Origin of the sequence: Pseudomonas sp., from assembly GCF_030147005.1 — a bacterium.
GTDB lineage: Bacteria > Pseudomonadota > Gammaproteobacteria > Pseudomonadales > Pseudomonadaceae > Aquipseudomonas.
The window spans coordinates 12,950-38,456 of the sequence record NZ_JASLAW010000200.1 but is presented as its reverse complement, the minus strand read 5'-3'; the positions used below and the strand labels follow the sequence as shown (position 1 = coordinate 38,456).

The window sequence follows — 25,507 nt, the reverse complement described above, 5'->3', positions numbered from 1 at the left end:
TTTCCCATGAGTTCTGTTGCTGTCTTCAGCAAGGCCTCGCCGTTCGATGCACTGCAGCGCTGGCTCCCTAAACTGGTGCTGGCGCCAAGCATGTTCATCGTGCTGGTGGGCTTTTACGGCTACATCCTGTGGACGTTCGTGCTGTCGTTCACCACCTCCACATTCCTGCCCAGCTACAAGTGGGCCGGTCTGGCTCAGTATGAGCGCTTGTTCGACAACGACCGTTGGTGGGTCGCGAGCAAGAACCTGGCGGTTTTCGGCGGGATGTTCATCGGTATTACGTTGGTGATCGGCGTGACGCTGGCGATTTTCCTCGACCAGAAAATCCGCCGCGAAGGTTTCATCCGCACCATTTACCTGTACCCGATGGCGCTCTCGATGATCGTCACCGGTACCGCCTGGAAATGGCTGCTCAACCCGGGCATGGGCCTGGACAAATTACTGCGCGACTGGGGTTGGGAAGGCTTCCGTCTCGACTGGCTGATCGACCCCGACCGCGTGATCTACTGCCTGGTGATTGCCGCCGTGTGGCAAGCCTCGGGCTTTATCATGGCGATGTTCCTGGCAGGCCTGCGGGGCGTTGACCAATCGATCATCCGTGCCGCGCAGATCGACGGCGCGAGCCTGCCACGCATCTACTGGAGCGTGGTGCTGCCAAGCCTGCGTCCGGTGTTCTTCAGTGCGGTGATGATCCTGGCGCACATTGCGATCAAGAGCTTTGACCTGGTGGCGGCGATGACCGCTGGCGGCCCGGGCTATTCGTCCGACTTGCCGGCCATGTTCATGTACTCGTTCACCTTCAGTCGCGGCCAGATGGGCATGGGCTCGGCCAGTGCAATCCTGATGCTCGGTGCGATCCTTGCGATCATCGTGCCGTACCTGTATTCCGAGCTGAGGACCAAGCGTAATGACTAGTCTCGCCGCTAAACCTGCCATCAGCCTGAGTCGCATCGCGATCTACGCAGTGCTGGTCCTCGCGGTGCTGCTGTACCTGGTGCCGCTGGTGGTGATGCTGCTCACCAGCTTCAAGACGCCGGAAGACATCAGTACCGGCAACCTGCTGAGCTGGCCGACCGTGGTCAGCGGCATCGGCTGGGTCAAGGCCTGGGCGACTGTGGATGGCTACTTCTGGAACTCGATCAAGATCACTGTGCCCGCTGTGCTGATTTCCACGGCCATCGGTGCGTTGAACGGCTATGTGTTGTCGTTCTGGCGCTTTCGCGGTTCGCAGCTGTTCTTCGGCCTGTTGCTGTTCGGCTGCTTCCTGCCGTTCCAGACGGTGCTGCTGCCGGCCTCGTTTACCCTCGGCAAGATGGGCCTGGCCAACACCACTGCCGGTTTGGTGTTTGTGCATGTGGTCTACGGCCTGGCGTTTACCACGCTGTTCTTCCGTAACTACTACGTGAGTATTCCGGATGCGCTGATCAAGGCGGCCCGCCTGGATGGTGCCGGTTTCTTCACCATCTTCCGTCAGATCATTCTGCCGATGTCGACGCCGATCATCATGGTCTGCCTGATCTGGCAGTTCACCCAGATCTGGAACGACTTCCTGTTCGGTGTGGTGTTCTCCAGCGGCGACTCCCAGCCCATCACGGTGGCGCTGAACAACCTGGTCAACACCAGCACCGGGGCTAAGGAATATAACGTGGATATGGCGGCGGCGATGATCGCCGGGCTGCCGACCCTGCTGGTCTATGTGATCGCAGGCAAGTATTTCGTGCGCGGCCTCACGGCCGGCGCGGTCAAGGGGTAATCATGGCTACGCTTGAACTTCGCAATGTAAACAAGACCTATGGCGCCGGCCTGCCCGACACCTTGAAGAACATCGAACTGTCGATCAAGGAAGGCGAATTCCTGATTCTGGTCGGCCCTTCGGGTTGCGGCAAGTCCACGTTGATGAACTGCATCGCGGGCCTTGAGACCATCTCCGGCGGCGCGATCATGATCGGTGATCAAGATGTGAGTGGCATGAGCCCCAAGGACCGTGACATCGCCATGGTGTTTCAGTCCTACGCGCTGTACCCGACCATGAGCGTGCGCCAGAACATCGAGTTCGGCCTGAAGATTCGCAAGATGCCCCAGGCTGACATCGACGCCGAAGTGGCGCGCGTGGCCAAGCTGTTGCAGATCGAACACCTGCTCAACCGCAAGCCGGGCCAGTTGTCCGGCGGCCAGCAACAGCGTGTTGCCATGGGCCGGGCATTGGCGCGTCGGCCCAAGATCTACCTGTTCGACGAACCGCTGTCGAACCTCGACGCCAAGCTGCGCGTCGAGATGCGCACCGAAATGAAGCTGATGCATCAGCGCCTGAAAACCACCACCGTCTACGTGACCCACGACCAGATTGAGGCGATGACCCTGGGCGATAAAGTCGCGGTGATGAAGGATGGGATCATCCAGCAATTCGGCACGCCGAAAGAAATTTACAACGACCCTGCCAACCTATTTGTGGCAAGCTTTATCGGTTCACCACCCATGAACTTCGTTCCCATGCGCCTAAATCGCAAGGACGGACAACTGGTAGCGCTGCTCGACAGCGGGCAGGCCCGTTGCGAGCTGCCGCTGAGCATGAATGACGCTGGTCTGGAAGATCGCGATGTGATCCTGGGCCTGCGCCCGGAGCAGATTGTGCTGGCAGCGGGCGAGGGCAATGGCTCGTCGAGCATTCGTGCCGAAGTCCATGTGACCGAGCCGACCGGCCCGGACACCCTGGTCTTTGTGCAGCTCAATGACACCAAAGTCTGCTGCCGTTTGGCGCCGGATGTGGCACCGCAGGTGGGCGAAACCCTGACCCTGCAATTCGACCCCGCCAAGGTGTTGCTGTTTGACGCCAAGACCGGTGAGCGATTGGGCACGGTTGCTTCATTGCCGGCACAGGGGCATGCCGACAACGTGGCCCAATTCAAGGGTCGTTAAGCACGATAACTGGTTGTTTTAGTTAAAAAATGTAACCCGCGTTAGATAAAAACAGTTTAATAACAATAAAGACGAGGATGTAGGGATGAAAAAGCAACACAACAACACCCGGCTGCTCTGCCAACTGTCAGCAGCAGCAGCTCTTGTATTGTCCGCCAATGCGATGGCGGCCGATGCGTTCAGCGCCGATTCCAAGTGGATGACCGGCGATTGGGGCGGCGAGCGTACCAAGCTGATCGAGCAAGGTATCGATATCAAGGCTGACTACGTTGGGGAAATGGGCTACAACGCCCACGGTGGTTACAACGACGACAAGACCGGTCGCTACTCGGACCAGTTCGGTCTGGGCGTGGCACTGGACCTGCAAAAGCTGTGGGGCTGGGATAACACCCAGGCCAAGATCCAGTTCACCAACCGTAATGGCCAGAACATCTCCAATGACCGTATTGGCGACCCGCGTGCCGGCACCTTGAGTTCGTCTCAGGAAGTGTATGGCCGTGGCCATATGGTGCGTCTGACCCAGTTCTGGGTTCAGCACCAGATGTTCGACAACAAGTTGGACGTGAAGCTCGGCTACTTCGGTGAAGGCGAAGATTTCAACACCTTCCCGTGCGACTTCCAGAACCTGTCGTTCTGTGGCTCCCAGGTCGGTAACTACGTAAACACCTGGTACAACTGGCCGGTCAGCCAGGCCGCTATCCGCGTGAAATACAACATCACGCCTGAGCTGTATGCGCAGATTGGTGCCTACAACCAGAACCCGTCGCAGCTGGAGCACGGCAACGGCTTCAAACTCAGCGGCAGTGGTACCAAAGGCACCGTGATCCCGGTGGAATTGGTCTGGTCGCCGAAGGTCAACAACCTGCCGGGCGAATACCGTGTGGGTTACTACAAAAGCGCCGCCGATGCTCCGGATGTGCGTAAAGACGTGAACGGCGGCGATGCAGTCCTCACCGGCGCAGACTTCCGTACCCGCAGTAGCAAAAAAGGCTACTGGTTCGTTGCCCAACAGCAACTCACCACGCATAACGGCGACGCTACCCGTGGCCTGAACATCGCTGCCAACGCGACCTTCCACGACAAGGAAACCAACCTGGTCGACAACTATCAGTCGTTGATGCTGGTGTACAAAGGCCCATTCGACGCGCGTCCAAAAGATGACGTCGGCATTGGCGTCGCTCGCCTGCACGTCAACGATGACGTGAAGAAGAACTCGGAGCTGCTCAATGCCGCCAACGGCGTCAGCGACTACGACAACCCGCTGTACACGCCGATTCGCGAGACCGAGTACAACGTCGAACTGAACTACGGTTTCCACGTCACCAACTGGCTGACCGTGCGTCCGAACCTGCAATACGTTGTCCAGCCAGGTGGCGTGGACAAAGTCGACAATGCGCTGGTAGCGGGCCTGAAAATTCAGTCTACGTTCTAACGCTGTTGCGATAAGCTCCTTCTCTCTGTGCGCATTTTGCGGGTAGCCATGGCTATCCGCTTTTTTTTGGGTTGCACTGTGATATTCGGGACTGTGGCACATGCATGAGCAACCGCTGCAACGCTTTTTCAAATCCTTGCGCGAACGCCCGGTGTTTGCCTGGGAGCGCTTTCAGATGCGCGATGTGTTGGTGATCGACCATCCGCTGTGCCAGGCGGTCTTCAGTCGCCAAGGCGCGCAATTGCTGCACTTTCAACCCGCCGGCCAGAGACCCTGGCTGTGGTGCGCGGCCAAATGGCCGCAAGTCGGCGCCATTCGCGGTGGTGTCCCGGTGTGTTGGCCGTGGTACGGCCGTCACCCCAGCGAAAATGCCTGGCCTTCCCACGGCTGGGCACGCTTGATCGACTGGAAACTGCTCGACAGCAGCACCGACGACGATGGCGTGCGCCTGCATTGGCAGTTGCAGTTGTGCGACTGGCAGGTGGACCTGCACGCGCATTTGGGTGAAACCCTGGAACTGCGCCTGAGCACCGAGCATCAGGATGAACTGCCCTGCCAACTGAGCCACGCTTTGCACGCTTACTGGCGTATTGGTCACGTTGACGAGGTAGCGCTGTCTGGGCTCGACGGAGCGCAAGGTTATGACCAGCTCAACCGTCAGGTTTGCCAGCAGGAAGGCGAACTGCGAGTGGATGGTGGGTGCCAGCGGGTGTTCCAGCAGGAGGGTGAGTTGCACCTCAAGGACCATGCCTGGCAGCGTGAACTGTGCATCGACACCGGCGACAGCGCCGACACGGTGGTGTGGCATCCGGGCAGCCGGCCGTTGTTGGGCGTGAGCTTCAACGAGGCGTCGGGGTTTGTGTGCGTGGAGTCGGCGATGGCCGGGGCGAGCCTGGCGCCAGGGGAGCGGGCGCATTTGAGCTTACAGGCCAGGGCAGGGGGCTAGCGGTGTAGTGGATGCCGGCCTTTGTGCAAGGGAGCTCACTTCCTTGCACAAAGGCCGGCGTGCATCTCAGTTGAACTCATCCCCCACCGGATACCGGCTGTCGTTCAAGCTCTCTTTGATCTTGCGCAAGTGCGGCTGGAAATCCACTCCTCGGCGCAACGTCATTCCGGTCGCCAGCACATCCAGTACCGTCAGTTGAATGATCCGCGAGGTCATCGGCATGTAGATATCGGTGTCTTCCGGCAATGGAATATTCAGGCTCACCGTGCTGGCCTTGGCCAGTGGCGAATTTTCGGCCGTCACGCCCAGCACCGACGCGCCGTTTTCCCGTGCAATACGCGCCACTTCCACCAACTCACGGGTACGCCCGGTGTAGGAAATGATCACGAACAACTCGCCGGTATGCGCCACGGAGGCGATCATGCGTTGCATCAGCACGTCGGCGTGGGCCGTCACCGCCAGGTTGAAGCGGAAGAACTTGTGCAGCGCGTCCATGGCCACCGGTGCCGATGCACCCAGACCGAAAAAGTGGATCTGCCGCGCCTGGATCAATAAATCCACGGCCTTGCTGATCAGTGCCGGGTCAAGGGCCTGGCAGGCGCTGTCCAGAGACGCAATGGCGCTGCCAAAGATCTTCTGGGTGTAGGCCTCAGGGTTATCATCGGCTTCCACGGCGCGGCTGACATATGCTGCGCCACTGGCCAGACTTTGCGCCAACTGCAGTTTGAGTTCAGGGTAACCGCTCACGCCGAACGAACGGCAGAAACGGTTGACCGTCGGTTCACTGACCGAGGCGGCTTGGGCGAGGGCCGCGATCGAGAAGCGGGTGGCCTGCTGCGGGTTGAGCAAGATCACCTCGGCGACTTTGCGTTCGGCTTTGTTCAATTCTTCGAGGCGTTTCCGGATCTGTTCCAGAAGATTTCGCACGCGGTCCATTCAGTCTTTCCTTCGGGCGACGATGCAAATAAAAAGGCGGTAACCAATCGATGAGTGGCGTTTCGCGGTGGCCTATCCTACTGAGGGTAGCTGAACACCACCACTCGCAATGCGTATTTGCGGAAAATGTTGTGGTTATTACTACATTTTTCCTTGAGTGATGCCTTGAAAAAAGGTATTTGTAGCTTAACTTGATAAAAGAACAAACATCATGCCTTCGATAACCGTAGAACCCTGCACCTTTGCCCTGTTTGGCGCTTTGGGTGATCTGGCGCTGCGCAAGTTATTTCCTGCTCTCTATCAACTCGATGGCGCCGGCCTCCTGCATGACGACACGCGCATCCTGGCCTTGGCCCGCGAAGCCGGTTCCGAGCAGCAGCACCTGGCTCATATCGAAAAAGAACTGCGCAAGTACGTCGGCAAGGAACTGGACGAAGCCGTGGCCCAGCGTTTCCTGGCGCGCCTGGCTTATGTGCACGTCGACTTCATGAAAGCCGACGACTACGTCGCCCTGGCCGAAAAGGTCGGTAGCGAACAGCGCCTCATCGCCTATTTCGCCACCCCGGCCGCCGTGTACGGTGCGATCTGTGAAAACCTGTCCAAGGTCGGCCTGGCGGAAAACACCCGCGTCGTGCTGGAAAAGCCGATTGGTTCGGACCTGGAATCCTCGCGCAAGGTCAACGACGCCGTAGCGCAGTTTTTCCCGGAAAACCGCACCTACCGCATCGACCACTACCTGGGCAAAGAGACCGTCCAGAATCTGATCGCCTTGCGTTTCGCCAACAGCCTGTTCGAAACCCAATGGAACCAGCACTATATTTCCCACGTGGAAATTACCGTGGCCGAGCAGGTTGGCATCGAGGGCCGTTGGGGCTACTTCGACAAGGCTGGCCAACTGCGCGACATGATCCAGAACCACCTGCTGCAGTTGCTGTGCCTGATCGCCATGGACCCGCCGGCCGATCTGTCCGCAGACAGCATCCGTGACGAGAAGGTCAAGGTGCTCAAGGCCCTGGCGCCGATCAGCCCGGAAGGCCTGACCACTCAAGTGGTGCGCGGCCAGTACATTGCCGGCTACAGCGCCGGTAAAGCCGTGCCGGGGTACCTCGAAGAAGAGAATTCCAACACCCAGAGCGACACCGAGACCTTCGTCGCGCTGCGGGCCGATATCCGTAACTGGCGTTGGGCCGGGGTGCCGTTCTACCTGCGTACCGGCAAGCGCATGCCGCAAAAGCTGTCGCAGATCGTCATCCATTTCAAGGAACCGTCCCATTATATTTTCGCTCCCGAGCAGCGCTTGCAGATCAGCAACAAGTTGATCATCCGCCTGCAGCCGGACGAAGGTATTTCCTTGCGCGTGATGACCAAGGAGCAGGGCCTGGACAAGGGCATGCAACTGCGCAGCGGTCCGCTGCAACTGAATTTTTCCGACACTTATCGCAGCGCGCGCATCCCCGATGCCTACGAGCGTTTGCTGTTGGAAGTCATGCGCGGCAACCAGAACCTGTTTGTTCGCAAAGATGAAATTGAAGCGGCGTGGATATGGTGCGACCAGTTGATCGCCGGGTGGAAAAAATCCGGTGATGCGCCCAAGCCGTACGCGGCGGGTTCCTGGGGGCCGATGAGCTCGATTGCACTGATCACGCGGGATGGGAGGTCGTGGTATGGCGATATCTGAATTGAAACTGCCTCAGGGCGTTACCGCCCATGAGTACCGCACGCCTGTGCTGTTGGCGGACGGTCTGGCCCATGATGTGGCCGAGCAACTGCGCGCGGCCATCAGCGCCCGTGGCGCGGCGACCCTGGTGGTGTCCGGTGGCCGTAGCCCCGTGGCGTTCTTCCAGAACCTGGCCAAGCAGGCCCTGGACTGGTCCAAGGTCACCGTCACCCTGGCCGACGAGCGCTGGGTGCCGGTGGAGCACGCCGACAGCAATGCCGGCTTGTTGAAGCAGCACTTGTTGCAGGGCCCGGCGGCCAACGCGAAATTTTTGAGCCTGTACAGCGCCGCAGCCAATCTTGAAGACGCTGCCGAGCAGGCCGATCGCCTGCTGGCCGAACTGCCGGCGATCGATGTGCTCGTGCTGGGCATGGGCGATGACGGTCACACCGCATCGCTGTTTCCCGACAGCCCGAACCTCGCCCAAGCGTTGCAGGCCGACGGCACCCGCCGTTGCTGGCCGATGCTGGCGCCGACCGTGCCGCACCAGCGCCTGACCATGAGTCGTGCCTTGTTGGCCACGGCCCACTACACCGTACTGTCGATTTCCGGCAGTTCGAAATTGACCACCTTGAGCGCCGCGCTGGCCGGTGACGATGTTGCCGCCATGCCGATTCGCGCGTTTTTGCAACCTACATTAGAGATTTACTGGTGCCCATGAGCCAAGGATCAGCCGCTATGAAAAGCCCTCAACCGACCGTGTCCATGGCGGATAAAGTTGCCCTGATCGACAGCCTCTGCGCTAAGGCGCGGATCCTGCCGGTGATCACCATCGCTCGCGAACAGGACATCCTGCCGCTGGCCGATGCCCTGGCAGCCGGTGGTTTGACCGCATTGGAAGTGACCCTGCGTTCCGAGTTCGGCCTCAAGGCCATTCAAGTGTTGCGTGAGCAGCGCCCTGAACTGTGCACCGGTGCCGGCACTGTGCTTGACCGTCATATGCTCGAAGCGGCAGAAGTGGCCGGCTCGCAATTTATCGTCACCCCCGGCATTACCCGCGACCTGCTGGAAGCCTCCGTGCACAGCTCGATCCCGCTGCTGCCTGGTATCAGCAACGCTTCGGGCATCATGGAAGGCTACGGCCTGGGCTATCGCCGCTTCAAGCTGTTCCCGGCCGAAGTCAGCGGCGGCGTGGCTGCGATCAAGGCCTTGGGCGGCCCGTTCGGCGAAGTGAAATTCTGCCCGACCGGCGGCGTCGGCCCGGCCAATATCAAAAGCTACATGGCACTGAAAAACGTGATGTGCGTGGGCGGTAGCTGGATGCTTGATCCTGAGTGGGTCAAGAATGGCGACTGGGCGCGCATCCAGGAAGTCACCGCCGAGGCGCTGGCGCTGCTGGACTGATCTGATTTATAGAATCGTTGTTGCTGCTTAACGGCATTTTTGCGGTGCACTTGGTCGGTGTACCGCTTTTTTTTGCCTGAAGAAAACCGGGATCATCACAAATCCCGCAGTTTAATCTGTGCTCAGCGCAGTAATGGCTTTGACCAGCACATTGATGTCCGCTGCCGAGGTTACCAACCCCGGCGTTACCCGGATGCAGGTGCCAAATGCCGCTCCTGTCCGCGTCGTCGTAAACAAGCCGTGCTCTTCCAACAACCGATCGACCATCACCTGCTGATCGCGCCCGACGAACTTGAACGCGGTTATTCCGCAATACAGTCGTGGATCATCCGAAGTCAGCACTTCAATCCCCGGCAACATCCGCACTGGGCTCACCCACAGATTTCGCAGGTAATTGAGTCGCGCGCCCTTGGCCGCCGCGCCACCCAATTGCCGATGCTCCTCAAACACCAATGGCAGGCTCATCAGCGCGGGAAAGTTCGGCGTGCTGTAGGAAGTGCGTACCCGCACGTCCGTGGCGGGGTAGTGGAATTCGCCCATGTCCGGGTCGATATCCGGCAGGCGTTCAGGGGCGATGTAGAGAAAGCCCAGGGTCAGCGGCGCGCCGATCCATTTGTGCAAGTTGAAGCCTGCAAACTGAATGCCCAGTTCGGCAAGGTTGAAATCGATCTGGCCGAGGGCGTGCGCGCCGTCGAGGATCACATCGACATCGTGCTCACGTGCCGCCCTGGCAATCGCCGCCACCGGCATCACCAGGCCAGTACGGTGGGTGACATGGGTCAGCGCCATCAGCTTCAAGCGCGGGTATTGCTTGAAGGTATCGCGATACGTCTGCACCAGGCTGTCGAAGTTGGCCGGGTGAGTGTGGGAAATCTCGATCACTTCAACACCTCGCACGCCGGCCAGCCAGCGCATCGCGCCTTTGACCGTGTCGTACTCCAGATCGCTGATCAGCACCTGATCGCCCGGTTCCAGGCGGTTGTAGTTGCGGATCAGCGACTGCAAGGCTTCGGTGGCGTTGCGGGTGAAGGCCACCGAATCCGGATCTGCGTCGATCAAACCGGCCAATTGGCGGCGAATCTCGATAGCTTCCCCTTGCTCGAAACGCTGGCGCACATACACCGAGTTGCTGCGGTTGATAAATGCAACGTGCTCCAGGTACTGCGCCTGGACTGCGCGGCTCATGCGCCCGAAGTAGCCGTTCTCCAGATTGATGGGGCCCGGTTCCAACTCGTAGCGCTGGGCGATGGCTTGCCAGTGACTTTCGTTGTTTGCATTCCTTGGCATGGCGCGTCTCTTGGTTAATGACGAGGGGCGGGTTTACCGTGTTTCACGCGCAGCGGCTCAAGCAATTCGGCCAGGCCGTTGTGATCGATTTCCTGCATCAGTGCCAGCAAGCCGCCCAATTCCCCATGGGGAAATCCTTCACGAGCGAACCAGTTCAGATAGGGGCCGGGAAGGTCTGCGATGATCCGCCCCTTGTATTTGCCAAAGGGCATTTCGCGGGTAATCAACAATTCGAGCTTTTCAGGGTTCATGTTCTTGGCATTGAAGGTCAGGCCTTCAAAAATACAGGCATTCTGCACGAAGGCCAAATGACAGATCATGCAAATAACGTAGATACAGATGGTTCAATTATTTGTAAGTTATTGAAATTAAAGAAAAAAGTTATTTTTCAAAACCTGGCACGAGGGCTGCAATCATTAAGGCAACCTTCCTCAATCCACACAAGGAATTGAAAAATGACTGACATCAACAAAGAATCGATCTCTGTATTGAATGACCTGATCGAAACCAGCATCGATGGCGAGAAAGGTTTCAAAGAGTGCGCTGAAGACATCAAGCACCCTGAACTCAAAGCGCTGTTCGCCAAGCGCTCCGCCGATTGCGCCACCGCCGCCGCCGAGCTGAAAACCGCCGTGCGTGCCTTGGGTGGTGATCCGGAAGATTCCGGCAGCATGGCCGGTGCACTGCACCGCGGCTGGGTTGACGTGAAGTCGATGGTGACCGGTAAGGACGAAGAGTCCGTGCTGAACGAAGCCGAGCGCGGTGAAGACCACGCACTGAAGGCTTATCGCGAAGCCATCGAAAAGATCAACAAGCACAACCTGCTGGGCATTCGTGACCTGGTTGAACGCCAGTATCACGGTGTGCAACGTAACCACGACCAAGTGAAAGCCCTGCGTAACCAGGCTCGCGCTCAGTCGTAAGCTACACGTAGCAACCCATGTGGGAGCGGGCTTGCTCGCGAAAGCGGTGTATCAGTCAGTGTATTGGCTGATTGACACGCCGCATTCGCGGGCAGGCCCGCTCCCATTTTGGGTTATGCGTATCAGCCAATGCTGATCGGTGGCAGTTCAGTCAGCGTTACAACCTGCTGCTTACGTGGCGCAAGAATTTCCGCTTCGCCATCCACCACCAACTCATCGCGCTGGTTGAACACGCGGGTTGCGATGCGTACACGAAACTTCGGCAGTTTTTCCAGGATTTCCAGGCGCACGGTCAGGGTGTCACCAATTTTGACCGGCTTTTGGAAGCTCATCTGCTGGCCGATATAAATCGTGCCCGGCCCAGGCAACTCGCAGGCTACGGCCGCACTGATCAGCGCACCGCTGAACATGCCATGGGCGATACGCTCCTTGAACATGGTCGCCTTGGCATATTCGGCATCCAGGTGTACCGGGTTGTGATCGCCGGACATGGCGGCGAACAACTGGATATCGCGCTCTTCAACGGTCTTGCTGAAGCTGGCGGTCTGGCCGACTTCGAGGGCCTCGTAGGGGGTGTTGGTAACCTGGGTCATCTAAACGTGCATCCTGTGGCTAATCGGTAAGTTAATTGGCTGATTTTAAACGCAAACTCATTCACAGCGGGTGGGTCTGGGCAATGCCAGCGTTTGCTCAAGCCACGTCAGCACATCCGCGGTGACAGCGTCGCGGTTGGTTTCATTGAATATTTCATGACGCGCCTGCGGATAGATCGTCAGTTGCAGGTTCTGGCAGCCGGCCTCACACAGGGCATCGGCCAGGCGCTTGAGACGCTTGCCTTCACTCACCGGATCACATTCGCCGCCTATCACCAGAATTGGCAGGCCCGGATCGATCTGCGCGAGATTGGACGCTTTGCTGATTTGCTGCAAGCCGCCAAGCAGGTCGACCCACAGTTGATTGGTGCAACGGAAACCACAAAGGGGGTCCTGAATGTACTTGTCGACTTCCACCGGGTCTCGACTGAGCCAGTCGAAGGCGGTGCGATTAGGTTTGAACGCTTTGTTGAATGAGCCGAACGACAGAAAGTCAATCAACGCACTGCGCCCGCGCACGCCCTGACGCGCGCGTTCGATACGTGCAATCGCCCGCGCTGCCCGATACAACGCCACCGGCTGCAGATTCGAACCGCTGAGTATTACCCCGTGCAGGCTGGCGCTGTGGTGCAAAAGATAGGCCTGGGCGATGTAGCTGCCCATGCTGTGGCCCAGCAAAATGATCGGCAGCCCCGGTTGCTGCTGGCCGATGTGCTGGTTGAGGCTGGCCAGGTCGCCCACCACGGTGTTCCAGCCATCCTTTTCGGCGAACAGCCCCAGGGTGCCTTCGTTTGCGGTAAGCCCATGCCCTCGTTGGTCCAGCGCATACACACCGTAGCCGGCACCGCACAACGCCTGCGCCAGGCGCTCATAGCGACCGCTGTGCTCGGCCATGCCATGGGACAGCATCACCACGGCCTTGGGGGAATCGTCGGGCATCCACTGATTGACGTACAGGCGGCTGTGGTCGTTCGCGGTCAGCCAGAAAGTGCTGTGGTTCATGGCGGGTCCTTTGCTCGGGGTCGTTGCAGTGTATAGCTCATCTGATGCAGGGCGGGGTATCTGCCTACGCCTCAGCAACAAGATTCATACAATCAATGACACAGCTCAGCGTATTTGCCTGTTTGGCCATTACTGCTAACGTCCTCGAAGCTCCGCTTTTTATAGCTGCATCGAACAGCGGCCGGACACACTCAGGTAAAGAGGACAAGAATAATGCAACCTGATTTTTGGAATGACAAACGTGCAGCGGGTGTACCCAATGCCATCGACCTCACCACCTACCATTCGGTGATCGAAGTTTTCGAGCGTTCCTGCAAGGCCTTTGCCGACCGTCCGGCGTTCAGCAACATGGGCATTACCCTGACCTACGCCGAGCTTGAGCGCCAGAGCGCGGCGTTCGCCGGTTACCTGCAGCAGCACACCGACCTCAAGCCCGGCGAGCGCATCGCGGTACAGATGCCCAACGTATTGCATTACCCGATTGCCGTTTTTGGCGCACTGCGCGCCGGGCTGATCGTGGTCAATACCAACCCGTTGTACACCCCGCGCGAGATGCGCCACCAGTTCAAGGACGCCGGCGTGCGGGCGCTGGTCTATCTCAATCTGTTCGGTTCGCGGGTGCAGGAAGTGTGTACCGACACCGAGATCGACTACCTGATCGAAGCCAAAATGGGCGATTTCATGCCCGCCGCCAAGGGCTGGTTGGTCAACACCGTGGTCGACAAAGTGAAGAAGATGGTCCCGGCCTACCACCTGCCGCGTGCGGTGTCGTTCAAGCGCGCACTGCGTTTGGGCGGGGGGCTGGGCGTGACGCGGCATCCGGTCAGCCTGGATGATATCGCCGTGCTGCAATACACCGGTGGCACCACCGGCCTGGCCAAGGGCGCGATGCTCACCCACGGCAACCTGGTGGCGAATATGCAGCAAGTGCGGGCGTGCATGTCGCAAACCGGCGACGATGGCCACCCGCTGATCAAGGAAGGGCAGGAGGTGATGATTGCGCCGCTGCCGCTGTACCACATCTATGCGTTCACCGCGAATTGCATGTGCATGATGGTGTCCGGCAACCACAACGTGCTGATCACCAACCCGCGGGACATCGGCGGGTTCATCAAGGAGCTGAAGAAGTGGCGCTTCACCGGGCTGCTGGGGCTGAACACTCTGTTTGTGGCACTGATGGACCATCCTGACTTCAAGCACCTGGATTTTTCCCATCTCAAGCTGACCAACTCCGGCGGCACGGCGTTGATCAAGGCCACCGCCGAACGCTGGCAGCAAATCACCGGTTGTGCGATCGGCGAGGGCTACGGCCTGACCGAAACCTCACCGGTGGCCAGCACCAACCCTTATGGCGATAAATCGCGACTCGGTACGGTCGGCATTCCGGTGCCCGCCACGGCCATGAAAGTGATCGATGACGAGGGCGCTGAGCTGCCGTTGGGCGAGCGCGGCGAACTGTGCATCAAGGGCCCGCAGGTGATGAAGGGCTATTGGCAGCAGCCGCAGGCCACCGCCGACACTCTGGACACCGAAGGCTGGCTCAAGACCGGCGATATTGCCGTGATCGATGCCGACGGCTTTATACGCATTGTGGATCGCAAGAAAGACCTGATTATCGTGTCGGGTTTTAACGTGTACCCCAACGAAATCGAAGACGTGGTGATGGCCCACCCGGCCGTGGCCAACTGTGCGGTGATCGGCGTGCCGGATGAGCGTACGGGGGAGGCGGTGAAGCTGTTCGTGGTGGCCCGTGCCCAGGGGGTGAGCCTTGAGGAGTTGAAGGCTTACTGCAAGGCCAACTTCACGGGGTACAAGATACCCAAGCATATTGTGTTGCGTGAATCGTTGCCCATGACGCCAGTGGGCAAGATTTTGCGCAGGGAGCTGCGCGACATCGCTTGATGTGAAATTGATTTCAAAAAATGTGGGAGCTGGCCTGCCTGCGAAGGCACTACTTCGGTGTATGCGTTACACGGAAGTGGTTACCTCGCAGGCAAGGCAGCTCCCACAGTGCTATGGGTGGCGCTGTAATGCCCATTCCAGAGCCATAAACAGCGTTATAGAATCTTTGCTCTAAAAGTGACCACTGAATATTCTTGAGTCATGTTTATGACTGTAGGGCCCTTTTTTGGCTCTAGGCGGCCCTTGGCAAAGCTGCTACTCTCGGCGCGCTTTGTGACGTCTAGGCCTGCTTGAAAGCGCCAGATTCACCTTAAAAAACATACACCAATAATAATCGCATCAAATGCGATGATGAATTCGCGTCGCTGAGGAGTGGGCTTCCATGAATGAAGACTTTTGGAAGGATAAGTACCCCGCCGGGATTGCTGCACAAATCAATCCAGACGAGTATCCGAATATTCAGGCGGTACTGAAGCAGTCCTGCCAGCGCTTCGCCAACAAACCGGCTTTCAGCAACCTGGGCAAGACAATCACCTACGGTGAACTGTACGAATTGTCCGGCGCATTCGCCGCCTACCTGCAACAGCATACCGACTTGAAGCCCGGCGATCGAATCGCCGTGCAGCTGCCTAACGTCCTGCAATACCCGGTCGCCGTGTTTGGCGCCATCCGTGCCGGGCTGATCGTGGTCAACACCAACCCGCTGTACACCGCGCGGGAAATGGAACACCAATTCAACGACTCCGGTGCCAAGGCCCTGGTTTGCTTGGCCAACATGGCGCACCTGGCTGAAAAAGTCGTGCCCAAGACCGCTGTCAAACATGTGATCGTTACCGAAGTGGCCGACCTGCTGTCGCCGTTCAAGCGCCTGTTGATCAACAGCGTAATCAAGTACGTGAAAAAAATGGTCCCGGCGTACCACTTGCCGCAAGCGATCAAGTTCAATGACGTGCTGGCCAAGGGGCAGGGCCAACCGGTCAGCGATGCCAACCCGGCCTGTGGCGATGTTGCGGTGCTGCAATACACCGGCGGCACCACCGGCGTGGCCAAAGGTGCGATGCTCACCCATCGCAACCTGGTCGCCAACATGCTGCAATGCAAGGCGCTGATGGGTTCCAACCTCAATGAAGGTTGCGAAATCCTGATCACGCCGCTGCCGCTGTACCACATCTACGCGTTCACCTTTCACTGCATGGCGATGATGCTGATCGGCAACCACAACATCCTGATCAGCAACCCGCGCGACCTGCCGGCGATGGTCAAGGAACTCTCCAAATGGAAGTTCAGCGGCTTTGTCGGCCTCAACACCCTGTTCGTGGCGCTGTGCAACAACGAAAGTTTCCGCAAGCTGGATTTCTCCGCGCTGAAGGTCACCCTGTCAGGCGGCATGGCCCTGCAACTGGCGGCGGCCGAGCGTTGGAAGGCCGTGACCGGTTGCAGCATCTGCGAAGGGTACGGCATGACCGAAACCAGCCCGGTGGCCACCGTGAACCCGATCCAGCACATCCAGGTCGGTACCATCGGCATTCCGGTGCCATCCACCGTGTGTAAAGTTATCGCCGATGACGGCACCGAACTGGCGCTGGGCGAAACCGGCGAATTGTGCGTCAAAGGCCCGCAAGTGATGAAGGGCTACTGGCAGCGCGAAGACGCCACCGCCGAGATGCTCGACAGTGACGGCTGGCTGAAAACCGGTGACATTGCGATCATCCAGCCAGACGGTTACATGCGCATCGTGGACCGCAAGAAGGACATGATTCTGGTCTCAGGTTTCAACGTCTACCCCAATGAATTGGAAGACGTACTGGCAGGCCTGCCGGGCGTGTTGCAGTGTGCGGCGATCGGCGTACCGGATGAAAAGTCCGGCGAGCACATCAAGCTGTTCATCGTGGTCAAGCCTGGGGCTACCCTCACCAAGGAACAGGTGATGGAACACATGCGCGCCAACGTCACCGGCTACAAGGTGCCCAAGGCCGTCGAGTTCCGCGATGCGCTGCCAACCACCAACGTGGGCAAGATCCTGCGGCGCGAATTGCGTGATGAAGAACTCAAGAAGCTCGGCCTGAAAAAGTAATCGGGTCGCTGTTCACCCAACCCGTACTTATAAAGTGCGGGTTTTTTTTGGCTGTCCTGTGGACTTTGCATTGATCGCAGAATTGCCACTTAACGCGAAGTGTGAAAAAAAGGCGGGGTTCGCCCCATTCGCTGGGGTAGTTGCCGTGCTACATGGGTGTTAGATCGTGTGACTGGCGTCGTTTCACAGACCGCCTACGCACAGAAATCGAACCCCTGCGTGTGACGGTATAGACGACGCGCAAGCTGCGGCCCGTCAAATAACCGCTCAAGCGGTTATACCGCGAACGACGCGCAAGCTGCGGCCCGTCAGATAACCGCTCAAGCGGTTATACCGCGAACGACGCGCAAGCTGCGGCCCGTCGATAACCACTCAAACGGTTATACCGCGAACGATGCGCAAGCTGCGGCCCGTCAAATAACCGCTCAAGCGGTTATACCGCGAACGACGCGCAAGCTGCGGCCCGTCAATAACCACTCAAACGCTTATACCGCGAACGATGCGCAAGCTGCGGCCCGTCAATAACCGCTCAAACGGTTATACCGCGAACGACGCGCAAGCTGCGGCCCGTCAATAACCGCTCAAGCGGTTATACCGCGAACGATGCGAAGCTGATGCCCGCACCGGCAGGGCGCACATCCTTAAGGAGCGAGTCTTTGTCGGCGCTCAGTTCCAGGGTGATCTCCGGCTTGCGCTTGCCGGCATTGCGCACCACCAACCCTTCAAGGTTTTCGCGCAGGAACAGGGTTGGTACCTTCAGGTGCAACAACTGGTCGGTCTCGGCGTTGTGCATCAACAGGTGTATCCACTCGTACTGGCCCACGGCAATCCGCGCCAGTGGCAGGTCGAACCACCAGATGTTGCGTTTGCGGTCCAGATCGGTGAAATGGCAGTTGTTGACGCCGAGTACGGCACCGCCCAGTTCCTGGTTTCTGCGGGCGATGGCCTGTGCTTTATTGAGTTTCATAACCTTCCTACGGGATCTGTATTCAGCGTTCGAGCCTGAATCTGCCGGGCATTCTCGTGGGTTGGCCGTAAAACATAAAGGCAAACCTGCCCCTTTCGATGAAATGCTCACGCAAAATAATTGAAACTCTGGCGCTTGGCTTCGAGTCAACCGAAGCGTAGTGACCAAAAACCATTGATTGTTATCAGGAGTAATACTATGAGCAGCACTTCCGATAAGGTAAAAGGCATGGCTAACGAAGCCGTCGGTAACGTCAAGCAAGGTGTGGGCAAGGCTACCGATAACGATAAAATGCGTGCTGAAGGCGTCATCCAGGAAAAGAAAGGTGAAGCACAGCAGGCAGTGGGCAAAACCAAGGACGCCGTGAAAAAAGCGACCGAGTAACACGGTTCGGCTGGCTCACCCCGGCAGCCCGACGGCCATCCACGGATGGCCGTTTTTGTATGCGCTTGCGCAACTAAAGTTTAGAAATTGTTTCAAAGTCGCCAAATGGGCTACTTTGATGTAGAAAACGGCCCCTGAGTCGCCCACGAACTACCTCTTTGCGGCGAAAGGAGACGCTATGATTTTTCCGGTGCTTAACGGTCTCAAGTTGCACAAGGTGCTGGTGCGCACCGTCACGGAATTTGTCGACGACGAGATGCCCACCTACGCCTCGGCACTGGCCTACCAGATGCTGTTCTCGCTGTTTCCCTTCCTGCTGTTTCTGATTGCCTTGATTGGTTTCCTGCATCTGCCGGACTTCTTCAGTTGGCTGCGCCTGCAATCGGAGCTGGTACTGCCGCCCCAGGCCCTGGAGCAGGTCAACCCGGTGATCGACCAACTGCAGCAATCCAAGGGCGGGCTGCTTTCGGTGGGTATCGTGATCGCTCTGTGGACTGCCTCCGCCGGCGTGCGCTTGATGATGAGTGCGATGAACGCGGCGTATGACGTGGTGGAGGGGCGGCCGATCTGGAAGCGTTTTCCGCTGTCGATTTTCTACACCGTGGGCATCGCCGGCATGCTGCTGGCCGCCGCCGCGCTGATGGTACTCGGCCCGCAAGTCATGGAATGGCTGGCGGGGCAGATCGGCATGCAGGAGTTCGTGGTCACGCTGTGGACCATCGTGCGCTGGCCGCTGATCGTGATCCTGCTGATGTTTGCCGTGGCCCTCATGTATTACGTGATGCCCGACGTGGAGCAGGAGTTTCGCTTTATCACCCCGGGTTCGGTACTGGCGGTGGTGGTGTGGATCGTCGCTTCCCTCGGCTTCGGCTACTACGTTAAAACCTTCGCCGACTACAACGCCATGTATGGCAGTATCGGTGCGATCATCGTCCTGCTCCTGTATTTCTACATTTCCGCCGCCGTGCTGTTGCTCGGCGCGGAGATGAACGCCGTCATCGAACACATGTCCGCCGAAGGCAAGGACCCCGGCGAAAAGCAAATCGACGAACCGGGCCATGGCGGCGAAAAACAACATGTCTCAGGCCTGGGCCGAGACCACTCCAAGCCTCCCACCGTTGAGCCTGATCAATGATCCGTGAAATCCTGAAAATGGGCGATGAACGTCTGCTGCGCATTGCCCAGCCCGTGCCGCCGGAAATGTTCGACAGCCCCGAACTGTGGCAACTGATTGATGACATGTTCCAGACCATGGAACACGTGGGCGGCGTCGGCCTGGCCGCGCCGCAGATCGGCGTGGACCTGCAACTGGTGATCTTTGGTTTCGAGGCCAGCGAACGCTACCCGGAGGCGCCGCCGGTACCGCAGACCATCCTGATCAACCCCTTGATCACGCCGCTCAGCCCGGTGCTGGAAGAGGGTTATGAAGGCTGCCTGTCCGTTCCCGGCCTGCGCGGCGCCGTGGACCGTTACCAGCAGATTCGCTACGAAGGTTTCGACCCCAAGGGCGAGCCGATCGTACGCTTCGCCGACGGCTTCCATGCACGGGTGGTGCAGCACGAGTGCGATCACCTGATCGGCCGGTTGTACCCGTCGCGGATTACCGACTTCAGCAAGTTCGGGTTTATCGAGGAGATCTTCCCCGACATGGACCCAACGGCTGACGAATAACCCCTGAGCCGTCGCCGATCAAAAAAGTGGGAGCGGGCTTGCTCGCGAATGCAGTGTGTCAGCTTGCACAGGTATCAACTGGCACACCGCATTCGCGAGCAAGCCCGCTTCCACATGGGTTCTGGGTTAATTCAAACCCATCGCAATCATCGGTTTGTTGCGCTTGTAGCGCACCAGCCGTTCGCTGAGCGATTGCGGCAGCACAGTGTCTTGAGAAAACCCCATGCGCTGGTACAGCGTTTCAAGGTCTGGATGGCACAGCAACCAGACCGTGTCCACCTTGGCCACCGCCTGATGGATCAATCGCCCGGCCAGCCCCTGGCCGCGATAGGCCGGGTCAACGAACACGCCCGTCAGCCACTGCCCACCGACCACGGGTGTCAGGCATAACCCGGCGACGATCTCCGCGTCTCTTGCCACCCACAACTGCCCGCCCTTGAGCGCCTTCATCGACGAGTTGTGGCTGCGGTAAAACTTATTCAACAACGGCCATAGCGGCGCCGCCAGCAATTCGATGTGCATGGTCAAACCAATGAAAGGGCGAGGCGGGCATTGTAACCGTTGCCGCCAGGCTGCAAACCACGGCCATTCGAACCTGATTTAAAGTTATATAGAGATGACTTTTAAATATTATTAAAGAATAAGAGGGCTTGTTAGGATCGCTCCACTTGAACCCCCGACCTACCGTGCAACGCCTGCTGTGCGGTTCGCTGCGGCTCCACGCCCGCGCCAGCCGCCAAGGTCAATGGAGCGCTCTGATGCTGAAAATGATTGCCGCCGCTGTTCTTTCGCTGGTCGCCGTTAACGTGCTGGCCGCCGACCCGCCCACCTTGCGCATTGGCTACCAGAAAAGCTCGGTGAGCATGGTGCTCGCCCGTGAGCACAAGCTCTTCGAAGCCGCGCTGCCTGGCACGCAGGTGCAGTGGACCGAGTTCCTCGGTGGCCCGCCGTTGATCGAGGCGCTGAACGCCGGCAGCCTGGACATCGGCAATATCGGCGACATCCCGCCAATTTTTGCCCAGGCCGCCGGTATCGAGTTGCAGTACATCGCCGTCGAGCCCAATGAGGGCAAGACCGAAGCCGTCCTCGTGCCCACCACCAGCGCCCTTCGTAGCGTGGCCGAACTCAAGGGCAAGCGCGTGGCGCTGCTCAAGGGCTCAAGTGCCCACAACCTGTTTCTCAAGAGCCTGCTGCGCGCCGGCTTGCAGTGGAAGGATGTAAACGTGGTGTACCTGTCGCCTTCCGACGGGCGCGCCGCGTTCGAGCAAGGCAAGGTGGACGCCTGGGTGGTGTGGGACCCGTACTACTCGGCCGCCGTGGTCGACGGTGCGGCCCGCGTATTGGGCACCGGTGAAGGCCTCAATCCTGCCGGCAGCTTCTTCGTGACCAGCGGCGCGTTTGCCCAGCAAAACCCCCAGGCCATTGCCACCATCATCCAGACCCTTGGCAAGGCCCAGCGTCTGTCGCTCGATCAGCCCGAGGACAGCATTGCGCTGATGGCCAAGACCCTGGGCCTGCAACCGGCCGTGGTCAAAAGCTACTTTGAGCACCGTTCCCCCGAGCCGATCCGGCCGCTGCAGGCGATCGACATCGCCAATCAGCAACGCACCGCCGACCTGTTTTTCGCCAATGGCCTGATCCCGAAAAAGGTCGATGTGCAGCAGGCTGTGTTCAAAGCGCCCTAGTCTGCGCGCGTCAACTTTTTTGCAGGCTGCCACCACTGCCCTTTTTTTAGATCAGCGGGCGCCGCTAAATCGCGGCCAATGTTTCTTTCACCGTCTGCGCCTGCGGGGCAGCCGTCTTCGCCGCTACCTGCTGTTGTTGCTGCTCTTTCAAGCGCTCAGCGACTTGCCGGGCAATGGCGTCTTGTTTCTCCTGCGGCAGGGCCTGCACTTGCTCCTCGGTCACACCTTGTTCCTTGAGCAACTGTTCGCGGATGCGTTCGGCCGGGGATTTGCTCATGTAATCGTTGAGTTCAGCCCGCGCGCCAGCGGTCGGCGCTGTAGCCTGCAACTGCACGCGGGTCTTGGCGAAGGCCTCGTCGATGCGGTCGCTCGCCGTGTCCAACGCCTTCTGCGCGGCCTGCACTGTCACGCTTTGCTGCGCTGCTTGCAGGGCGCCGCTGTACAACGCGCTGGCGGCGGCGTTGGCTGGGTCCATGTCGGAGCGTTTGAGCTGTTGAAGGGTCGACGCGGCTTGGGTGTCGTTGTTAACCAGCATGATCGGTCACCTGTGCAAATGTACGATGCAACAGCTGGAGCAATTAGCATGCCGGGCACCGACGTGCGCGTTTCAGGGGGGTTAAGCAGCCGTCGCGGCAAAGGCTGTCCCGTCGACGGCCAACCATTGCCGTCAATGGGCGATATTCTCCAACGCCAGATTGCGCGTGCGCGGCCCGAACCAACTGATGGTGATCATCACGATCAACATACTGCTGGCAATAAACGCCAGCACGCCCGGCGTGCCCAGGTGTTCGAGGATAAAGCCGATCAGCAGGCTGCTGAATACCGTGGACAAGCGGCTGAACGAGTAGCAGAACCCCACCGCCCGCGCACGGATATTGGTGGGGAACAATTCGCTCTGATACGAGTGATAGCTGAAGCTCAGCCAGGCATTGCAGAAGGTGATCATCACTCCACAGAAGATCAGCCCCACCGCCGTGGTTTGCAGGGCGAATAGGCTGCCGAAGATCACCGCGCCCATGGCCGAAGCGACAATCTGCCATTTGTTTTCAAAACGGTTGGCGACCTTCACGAACAGCAATGGGCCCAGCGGGTAGGCGAGGGTGATGATAAAGGCGTAGAGCAGACTGTGGGTCACACTGACGCCCTGGCCCGACAGCAATGCCGGCAGCCAGTTGCCAAAGCCGAAGAAACCGATGGCCTGGAACACGTGAAACACGATCAGCATCAAGGCGCGGCGACGGTAGGGCGGTTGCCAGATATCGGCGAAACGGCCGCTGCCCTGCACGCTGACAGCCTCCGGTTCCGGTGCATCCAGAGGCTTGCCGTGATCCTTCAGGCAGCGCGCTTCCAGGTTGTCCAGGATCGCGCCGGCTTCCTCGAAGCGACCTTTCTGCGCCAGCCAGCGCGGTGACTCCGGCAGGCGCTTGCGCAGTTGCCAGATAAACAGCGCAAACACCGCACTGCTGAGCACCACCCAGCGCCAACCGGAGATGCCAAACGGCGCCTGGGGCACCAGCCACCATGACATCAGCGCCACCGCCGGCACCGATAGAAACTGAATGGAAAACGCAAAGGCAAATGCCGAGCTGCGCATGCGCTTGGGCACCAGTTCCGACAGATAGGCGTCGATGGTCACCAACTCGATGCCCAGGCCGATCCCCACAAGAAAGCGCATGCAGATAATGCCCAGGGCCGAAGTTTGAATGCCCATCAACACCGTGGCCACGGTGTACCAGATCAACGCAAAGGTGAAAATCGCCCGGCGCCCGAAACGGTCGGCAATGGGGCTGAGCAGGCTGGCGCCGAGGAACAGACCAAGGAAGGTCGCCGAGGCGAACGCGGCTTGGTCAGAGAAGCCAAACACGCCCTCGCTGCCGGTGTGGAAGATCCCATCGCTGATCAGACCTGGGCTGATGTAGGCCGTCTGGAAAAGATCATACAGCTCGAAAAAACCGCCGATGGAGAGCAACGCAACCAGGCGCCATAGGCTGGCTACCGCGGGCAGGCGGTCGATGCGAGCGCTGATGTGGGCGGCGCGGGCCGGGTCGATACCGTCGATGGCGGAGCGTGCAGGCATGGTGAGAGCACTCAGTAAGTGATGGGGATTTCGAATACCTGGAACGCATCATCCACCGGCTGATAGCCCAGCACACGTGTGGTTTCGCTCAGGTCCAGGCGCTTGAAACGGTTATTGGAGATGCCGTGGGCGATCAAGTGTTTCACACCCTCGGCCTCTACCGAACGTTGCAACAATTGCACGGCATCACGTGGGCTGAGCCAGGCGCTGAGGTCGCGAGCGTTGTTCAAATCCTGGGTGTCAGGAGATTCGAAGGCGCCAATGCGCAGGGCGATGGCCGACAACGGCGTCTTTGCTGCGTAATAACCGCACAACGCCTCGCCGTAGCATTTGCTCACCCCATAAAGGTTGGCGGGCATCACTTGCATATCGGGGGTGATCTGACGGTCTATCGGATAACCTTCAACGGCTTGCGCGCTGCTGGCGTACACCAGGCGGCGCACGCTGGCGGCCACGGCGGCTTCGAACAGGTAGGTGGTCGCGAGGATATTGTTGGGGAGCAACGCCTCGAACGACGTATCGGGGTCTGGGATACCCGAAAGATGTACAACCACCTCGATGTTTTCGAGCAGGCTGGCGAGGACGGATTTGTTGCTCAGGTCGGCGCGCACGAAGCGATGTTCGCCCAGGTCGAAATCCGGCTCGATGCGATCGGTCAGGGTGAAGCGATAGCGGTCTTTCGATGCCTCGAAAAATGTCTTGCCGACTTTTCCGCAGGCGCCGGTCAAGAGCACGTTGAGTCCGTTCATGGGGTGCCCCTGTTTAATTATGGCCGTCGAGTGCGAAGGTCTTGAAACCTGCATGCCGGCCGAGCCGCTGATAATACGCTGCGATGGCAGGGTAGGGCGGGCGCTCCATGGGGGTTATTTGCCAGCGGTGCACCGAGAGGCCGATCAGGATATCGGCGAGGGTGAATTCATCCCCCGTTACGTAGGCACCGGTCCTGGCCAGCTGTTGTTCGAGAATGCCCATCTTGTCATTCCACACCTGCACGGCGGCGGCAATTTGTGTCGCGTCCAGGCCGTCGGGGTTGTTACGCACCAGCGCTGTGAACGCGTCGCCCCAGGCCCGGTTGAGTTCGACCGCTTGCCAGTCAATCCATTGTTCGACGCGGGCCCGTGGCGCGGGCTCGAGGGGCAGCAGGTCAGTGCGTTGATAGAGGCCGACGAGGTAGCGGCAGATGGTGTTGGACTCCCACAGCACGCCGTGGTCGTCGATCAGCACCGGCACTTGGGCGTTGGGGTTCAGGGCAAGAAACTCGGCAGATTGGGTGGGCTTGAAGCCGATGCCCCAGTCCTCGCGCACGTAGTCGATGCCCAGTTCCTGGCAGGTCCAGAGTACTTTGCGCACGTTGATGGAGGATGCGCGACCCAAAATTTTCAGCGAATGTCCCATGGTGCTTCCCTGCGCTCGTGAATGGCAGGGAGCAATTTAACAGACGTTTGGCGACAATGGCGAGGTGGTGTAGCCGGCAAAAAAGGCGGCAATTGTCCGCTCACGGCAACTGCCACCTTAATATGGATAAAGGCTCATGGGTTATAAGTCTGTGTACTGCATTTATTGGGATATGGTGCAACTCTTCGTTCACGAATAGAACGGTCCTTTCTTCTGACGGCTTTTGCCGCATGAAGCGAAGGACTTAGACACTACC

Annotated in this window: 26 protein-coding genes; 15 read left to right on the top strand and 11 right to left on the bottom strand. The window is 58.9% G+C overall.

What is annotated here, in order from left to right:
• The first annotated feature begins 6 nt into the window (after positions 1-6).
• From Q1V60_RS18765 to Q1V60_RS18745, 5 genes are all read left to right on the top strand, one after another.
• Positions 7-915: a sugar ABC transporter permease gene (locus Q1V60_RS18765; protein ID WP_057723789.1), complete on the top strand. Its 909-nt coding sequence runs from the start codon at positions 7-9 to the stop codon at positions 913-915.
• Positions 908-1,753: a carbohydrate ABC transporter permease gene (locus tag Q1V60_RS18760; protein ID WP_300633326.1), complete on the top strand. Its 846-nt coding sequence runs from the start codon at positions 908-910 to the stop codon at positions 1,751-1,753. Before Q1V60_RS18765 ends, Q1V60_RS18760 begins: the two co-directional genes overlap by 8 nt.
• A 2-nt stretch (positions 1,754-1,755) precedes the next feature.
• Positions 1,756-2,916, top strand: coding sequence for an ABC transporter ATP-binding protein (locus Q1V60_RS18755; RefSeq protein ID WP_300633324.1), 1,161 nt, complete (start codon positions 1,756-1,758; stop codon positions 2,914-2,916).
• Between the two features lie 85 nt (positions 2,917-3,001).
• On the top strand, positions 3,002-4,348 hold the full coding sequence (locus tag Q1V60_RS18750; RefSeq protein ID WP_300633322.1) for a carbohydrate porin: 1,347 nt from the start codon (positions 3,002-3,004) through the stop codon (positions 4,346-4,348).
• 100 nt (positions 4,349-4,448) lie between these two features.
• A complete protein-coding gene (locus tag Q1V60_RS18745) occupies positions 4,449-5,294 on the top strand; it encodes a D-hexose-6-phosphate mutarotase (protein WP_300633320.1) in 846 nt (281 codons plus the stop codon).
• A 66-nt stretch (positions 5,295-5,360) separates the two neighbouring features.
• Here Q1V60_RS18745 and Q1V60_RS18740 read toward each other — a convergent pair whose 3' ends face one another.
• On the bottom strand, positions 5,361-6,221 hold the full coding sequence (locus Q1V60_RS18740) for a MurR/RpiR family transcriptional regulator (protein WP_300633352.1): 861 nt from the start codon (positions 6,219-6,221) through the stop codon (positions 5,361-5,363).
• Between the two features lie 220 nt (positions 6,222-6,441).
• On the opposite strand from Q1V60_RS18740, the gene zwf reads away from it, so the two are divergent.
• From zwf to Q1V60_RS18725, 3 genes are read left to right on the top strand one after another with little or no spacing between them, the layout of a single operon-like run.
• On the top strand, positions 6,442-7,908 hold the full coding sequence (gene zwf / locus Q1V60_RS18735) for a glucose-6-phosphate dehydrogenase (protein ID WP_300633318.1): 1,467 nt from the start codon (positions 6,442-6,444) through the stop codon (positions 7,906-7,908).
• On the top strand, positions 7,895-8,608 hold the full coding sequence (gene pgl / locus Q1V60_RS18730; RefSeq protein WP_300633316.1) for a 6-phosphogluconolactonase: 714 nt from the start codon (positions 7,895-7,897) through the stop codon (positions 8,606-8,608). Before zwf ends, pgl begins: the two co-directional genes overlap by 14 nt.
• Positions 8,609-8,625: 17 nt before the next feature.
• The gene (locus tag Q1V60_RS18725) at positions 8,626-9,291 is read left to right on the top strand and encodes a bifunctional 4-hydroxy-2-oxoglutarate aldolase/2-dehydro-3-deoxy-phosphogluconate aldolase (protein ID WP_300633314.1); all 666 of its coding nucleotides are present in this window, start codon (positions 8,626-8,628) and stop codon (positions 9,289-9,291) included.
• Between the two features lie 111 nt (positions 9,292-9,402).
• Here the strand turns inward: Q1V60_RS18725 and Q1V60_RS18720 are convergent, their stop codons facing one another.
• Together Q1V60_RS18720 and Q1V60_RS18715 are read right to left on the bottom strand one after the other, a co-directional pair.
• The gene (locus Q1V60_RS18720) at positions 9,403-10,578 is read right to left on the bottom strand and encodes an aminotransferase class V-fold PLP-dependent enzyme (RefSeq protein ID WP_300633312.1); all 1,176 of its coding nucleotides are present in this window, start codon (positions 10,576-10,578) and stop codon (positions 9,403-9,405) included.
• Between the two features lie 14 nt (positions 10,579-10,592).
• Positions 10,593-10,829 carry a DUF3820 family protein gene (locus tag Q1V60_RS18715; protein ID WP_104505342.1) on the bottom strand — a complete coding sequence of 79 codons (237 nt, stop codon included), beginning with the start codon at positions 10,827-10,829 and terminating at the stop codon, positions 10,593-10,595.
• Between the two features lie 204 nt (positions 10,830-11,033).
• Between Q1V60_RS18715 and Q1V60_RS18710 the strand changes: the two genes are divergently transcribed.
• Complete coding sequence (locus Q1V60_RS18710; protein WP_300633310.1) at positions 11,034-11,501, top strand: PA2169 family four-helix-bundle protein; 468 nt, start codon at positions 11,034-11,036, stop codon at positions 11,499-11,501.
• A gap of 122 nt (positions 11,502-11,623) precedes the next feature.
• On the opposite strand, the gene Q1V60_RS18705 is transcribed toward Q1V60_RS18710, so the two are convergent.
• Positions 11,624-12,094, bottom strand: a complete 471-nt coding sequence (locus Q1V60_RS18705; RefSeq protein ID WP_034115694.1) for a MaoC family dehydratase — start codon at positions 12,092-12,094, stop codon at positions 11,624-11,626.
• A 57-nt stretch (positions 12,095-12,151) separates the two neighbouring features.
• Positions 12,152-13,096, bottom strand: coding sequence for an alpha/beta hydrolase (locus Q1V60_RS18700; RefSeq protein ID WP_300633306.1), 945 nt, complete (start codon positions 13,094-13,096; stop codon positions 12,152-12,154).
• A 213-nt stretch (positions 13,097-13,309) separates the two neighbouring features.
• Here Q1V60_RS18700 and fadD2 point away from each other — a divergent pair, with 213 nt between their 5' ends.
• Both fadD2 and fadD1 read left to right on the top strand, forming a co-directional pair.
• Positions 13,310-14,998, top strand: coding sequence for a long-chain-fatty-acid--CoA ligase FadD2 (gene fadD2 / locus Q1V60_RS18695; protein ID WP_300633304.1), 1,689 nt, complete (start codon positions 13,310-13,312; stop codon positions 14,996-14,998).
• Between the two features lie 382 nt (positions 14,999-15,380).
• Complete coding sequence (gene fadD1 / locus Q1V60_RS18690; protein ID WP_300633302.1) at positions 15,381-17,072, top strand: long-chain-fatty-acid--CoA ligase FadD1; 1,692 nt, start codon at positions 15,381-15,383, stop codon at positions 17,070-17,072.
• A gap of 589 nt (positions 17,073-17,661) precedes the next feature.
• Here the strand turns inward: fadD1 and Q1V60_RS18685 are convergent.
• Positions 17,662-18,039 carry a hypothetical protein gene (locus tag Q1V60_RS18685; protein ID WP_300633301.1) on the bottom strand — a complete coding sequence of 126 codons (378 nt, stop codon included), beginning with the start codon at positions 18,037-18,039 and terminating at the stop codon, positions 17,662-17,664.
• Between the two features lie 198 nt (positions 18,040-18,237).
• On the opposite strand from Q1V60_RS18685, the gene Q1V60_RS18680 reads away from it, so the two are divergent.
• From Q1V60_RS18680 to def, 3 genes are all read left to right on the top strand, one after another.
• Positions 18,238-18,423 carry a CsbD family protein gene (locus Q1V60_RS18680; protein WP_300633299.1) on the top strand — a complete coding sequence of 62 codons (186 nt, stop codon included), beginning with the start codon at positions 18,238-18,240 and terminating at the stop codon, positions 18,421-18,423.
• A gap of 178 nt (positions 18,424-18,601) precedes the next feature.
• Positions 18,602-19,558 carry a YihY/virulence factor BrkB family protein gene (locus Q1V60_RS18675; RefSeq protein ID WP_300633297.1) on the top strand — a complete coding sequence of 319 codons (957 nt, stop codon included), beginning with the start codon at positions 18,602-18,604 and terminating at the stop codon, positions 19,556-19,558.
• Complete coding sequence (gene def, locus Q1V60_RS18670; RefSeq protein ID WP_300633295.1) at positions 19,555-20,094, top strand: peptide deformylase; 540 nt, start codon at positions 19,555-19,557, stop codon at positions 20,092-20,094. Before Q1V60_RS18675 ends, def begins: the two co-directional genes overlap by 4 nt.
• Positions 20,095-20,220: 126 nt before the next feature.
• Here def and Q1V60_RS18665 read toward each other — a convergent pair whose 3' ends face one another.
• On the bottom strand, positions 20,221-20,616 hold the full coding sequence (locus Q1V60_RS18665; protein ID WP_300633293.1) for a GNAT family N-acetyltransferase: 396 nt from the start codon (positions 20,614-20,616) through the stop codon (positions 20,221-20,223).
• A gap of 236 nt (positions 20,617-20,852) precedes the next feature.
• Here Q1V60_RS18665 and Q1V60_RS18660 point away from each other — a divergent pair, with 236 nt between their 5' ends.
• A complete protein-coding gene (locus Q1V60_RS18660; protein WP_300633349.1) occupies positions 20,853-21,779 on the top strand; it encodes an aliphatic sulfonate ABC transporter substrate-binding protein in 927 nt (308 codons plus the stop codon).
• Between the two features lie 64 nt (positions 21,780-21,843).
• Here Q1V60_RS18660 and Q1V60_RS18655 read toward each other — a convergent pair whose 3' ends face one another.
• From Q1V60_RS18655 to Q1V60_RS18640, 4 genes are all read right to left on the bottom strand, one after another.
• Positions 21,844-22,314 carry a hypothetical protein gene (locus Q1V60_RS18655; protein ID WP_300633291.1) on the bottom strand — a complete coding sequence of 157 codons (471 nt, stop codon included), beginning with the start codon at positions 22,312-22,314 and terminating at the stop codon, positions 21,844-21,846.
• A 132-nt stretch (positions 22,315-22,446) separates the two neighbouring features.
• Positions 22,447-23,856: an MFS transporter gene (locus tag Q1V60_RS18650; RefSeq protein ID WP_300633289.1), complete on the bottom strand. Its 1,410-nt coding sequence runs from the start codon at positions 23,854-23,856 to the stop codon at positions 22,447-22,449.
• Between the two features lie 11 nt (positions 23,857-23,867).
• Positions 23,868-24,605 carry an NAD(P)-dependent oxidoreductase gene (locus tag Q1V60_RS18645; RefSeq protein WP_300633287.1) on the bottom strand — a complete coding sequence of 246 codons (738 nt, stop codon included), beginning with the start codon at positions 24,603-24,605 and terminating at the stop codon, positions 23,868-23,870.
• Between the two features lie 13 nt (positions 24,606-24,618).
• Positions 24,619-25,251, bottom strand: a complete 633-nt coding sequence (locus Q1V60_RS18640) for a glutathione S-transferase family protein (RefSeq protein ID WP_300633285.1) — start codon at positions 25,249-25,251, stop codon at positions 24,619-24,621.
• Between the last annotated feature and the right edge of the window lie 256 nt (positions 25,252-25,507).

Coding starts and splice junctions, on each gene's coding strand:
- Q1V60_RS18680 (WP_300633299.1), top strand. CDS start 18,238: ATGAGCAGCACTTCCGATAAGGTAAAAGGCATGGCTAACGAAGCCGTC.
- Q1V60_RS18710 (WP_300633310.1), top strand. CDS start 11,034: ATGACTGACATCAACAAAGAATCGATCTCTGTATTGAATGACCTGATC.
- Q1V60_RS18640 (WP_300633285.1), bottom strand. CDS start 25,251: ATGGGACATTCGCTGAAAATTTTGGGTCGCGCATCCTCCATCAACGTG.
- Q1V60_RS18685 (WP_300633301.1), bottom strand. CDS start 18,039: ATGAAACTCAATAAAGCACAGGCCATCGCCCGCAGAAACCAGGAACTG.
- Q1V60_RS18650 (WP_300633289.1), bottom strand. CDS start 23,856: ATGCCTGCACGCTCCGCCATCGACGGTATCGACCCGGCCCGCGCCGCC.
- Q1V60_RS18745 (WP_300633320.1), top strand. CDS start 4,449: ATGCATGAGCAACCGCTGCAACGCTTTTTCAAATCCTTGCGCGAACGC.
- Q1V60_RS18760 (WP_300633326.1), top strand. CDS start 908: ATGACTAGTCTCGCCGCTAAACCTGCCATCAGCCTGAGTCGCATCGCG.
- zwf (WP_300633318.1), top strand. CDS start 6,442: ATGCCTTCGATAACCGTAGAACCCTGCACCTTTGCCCTGTTTGGCGCT.
- def (WP_300633295.1), top strand. CDS start 19,555: ATGATCCGTGAAATCCTGAAAATGGGCGATGAACGTCTGCTGCGCATT.
- Q1V60_RS18665 (WP_300633293.1), bottom strand. CDS start 20,616: ATGCACATCGAATTGCTGGCGGCGCCGCTATGGCCGTTGTTGAATAAG.
- fadD1 (WP_300633302.1), top strand. CDS start 15,381: ATGAATGAAGACTTTTGGAAGGATAAGTACCCCGCCGGGATTGCTGCA.
- pgl (WP_300633316.1), top strand. CDS start 7,895: ATGGCGATATCTGAATTGAAACTGCCTCAGGGCGTTACCGCCCATGAG.
- Q1V60_RS18655 (WP_300633291.1), bottom strand. CDS start 22,314: ATGCTGGTTAACAACGACACCCAAGCCGCGTCGACCCTTCAACAGCTC.
- Q1V60_RS18765 (WP_057723789.1), top strand. CDS start 7: ATGAGTTCTGTTGCTGTCTTCAGCAAGGCCTCGCCGTTCGATGCACTG.
- Q1V60_RS18750 (WP_300633322.1), top strand. CDS start 3,002: ATGAAAAAGCAACACAACAACACCCGGCTGCTCTGCCAACTGTCAGCA.
- Q1V60_RS18675 (WP_300633297.1), top strand. CDS start 18,602: ATGATTTTTCCGGTGCTTAACGGTCTCAAGTTGCACAAGGTGCTGGTG.
- Q1V60_RS18715 (WP_104505342.1), bottom strand. CDS start 10,829: ATGAACCCTGAAAAGCTCGAATTGTTGATTACCCGCGAAATGCCCTTT.
- fadD2 (WP_300633304.1), top strand. CDS start 13,310: ATGCAACCTGATTTTTGGAATGACAAACGTGCAGCGGGTGTACCCAAT.
- Q1V60_RS18700 (WP_300633306.1), bottom strand. CDS start 13,096: ATGAACCACAGCACTTTCTGGCTGACCGCGAACGACCACAGCCGCCTG.
- Q1V60_RS18645 (WP_300633287.1), bottom strand. CDS start 24,605: ATGAACGGACTCAACGTGCTCTTGACCGGCGCCTGCGGAAAAGTCGGC.
- Q1V60_RS18755 (WP_300633324.1), top strand. CDS start 1,756: ATGGCTACGCTTGAACTTCGCAATGTAAACAAGACCTATGGCGCCGGC.
- Q1V60_RS18705 (WP_034115694.1), bottom strand. CDS start 12,094: ATGACCCAGGTTACCAACACCCCCTACGAGGCCCTCGAAGTCGGCCAG.
- Q1V60_RS18660 (WP_300633349.1), top strand. CDS start 20,853: ATGCTGAAAATGATTGCCGCCGCTGTTCTTTCGCTGGTCGCCGTTAAC.
- Q1V60_RS18725 (WP_300633314.1), top strand. CDS start 8,626: ATGAAAAGCCCTCAACCGACCGTGTCCATGGCGGATAAAGTTGCCCTG.
- Q1V60_RS18720 (WP_300633312.1), bottom strand. CDS start 10,578: ATGCCAAGGAATGCAAACAACGAAAGTCACTGGCAAGCCATCGCCCAG.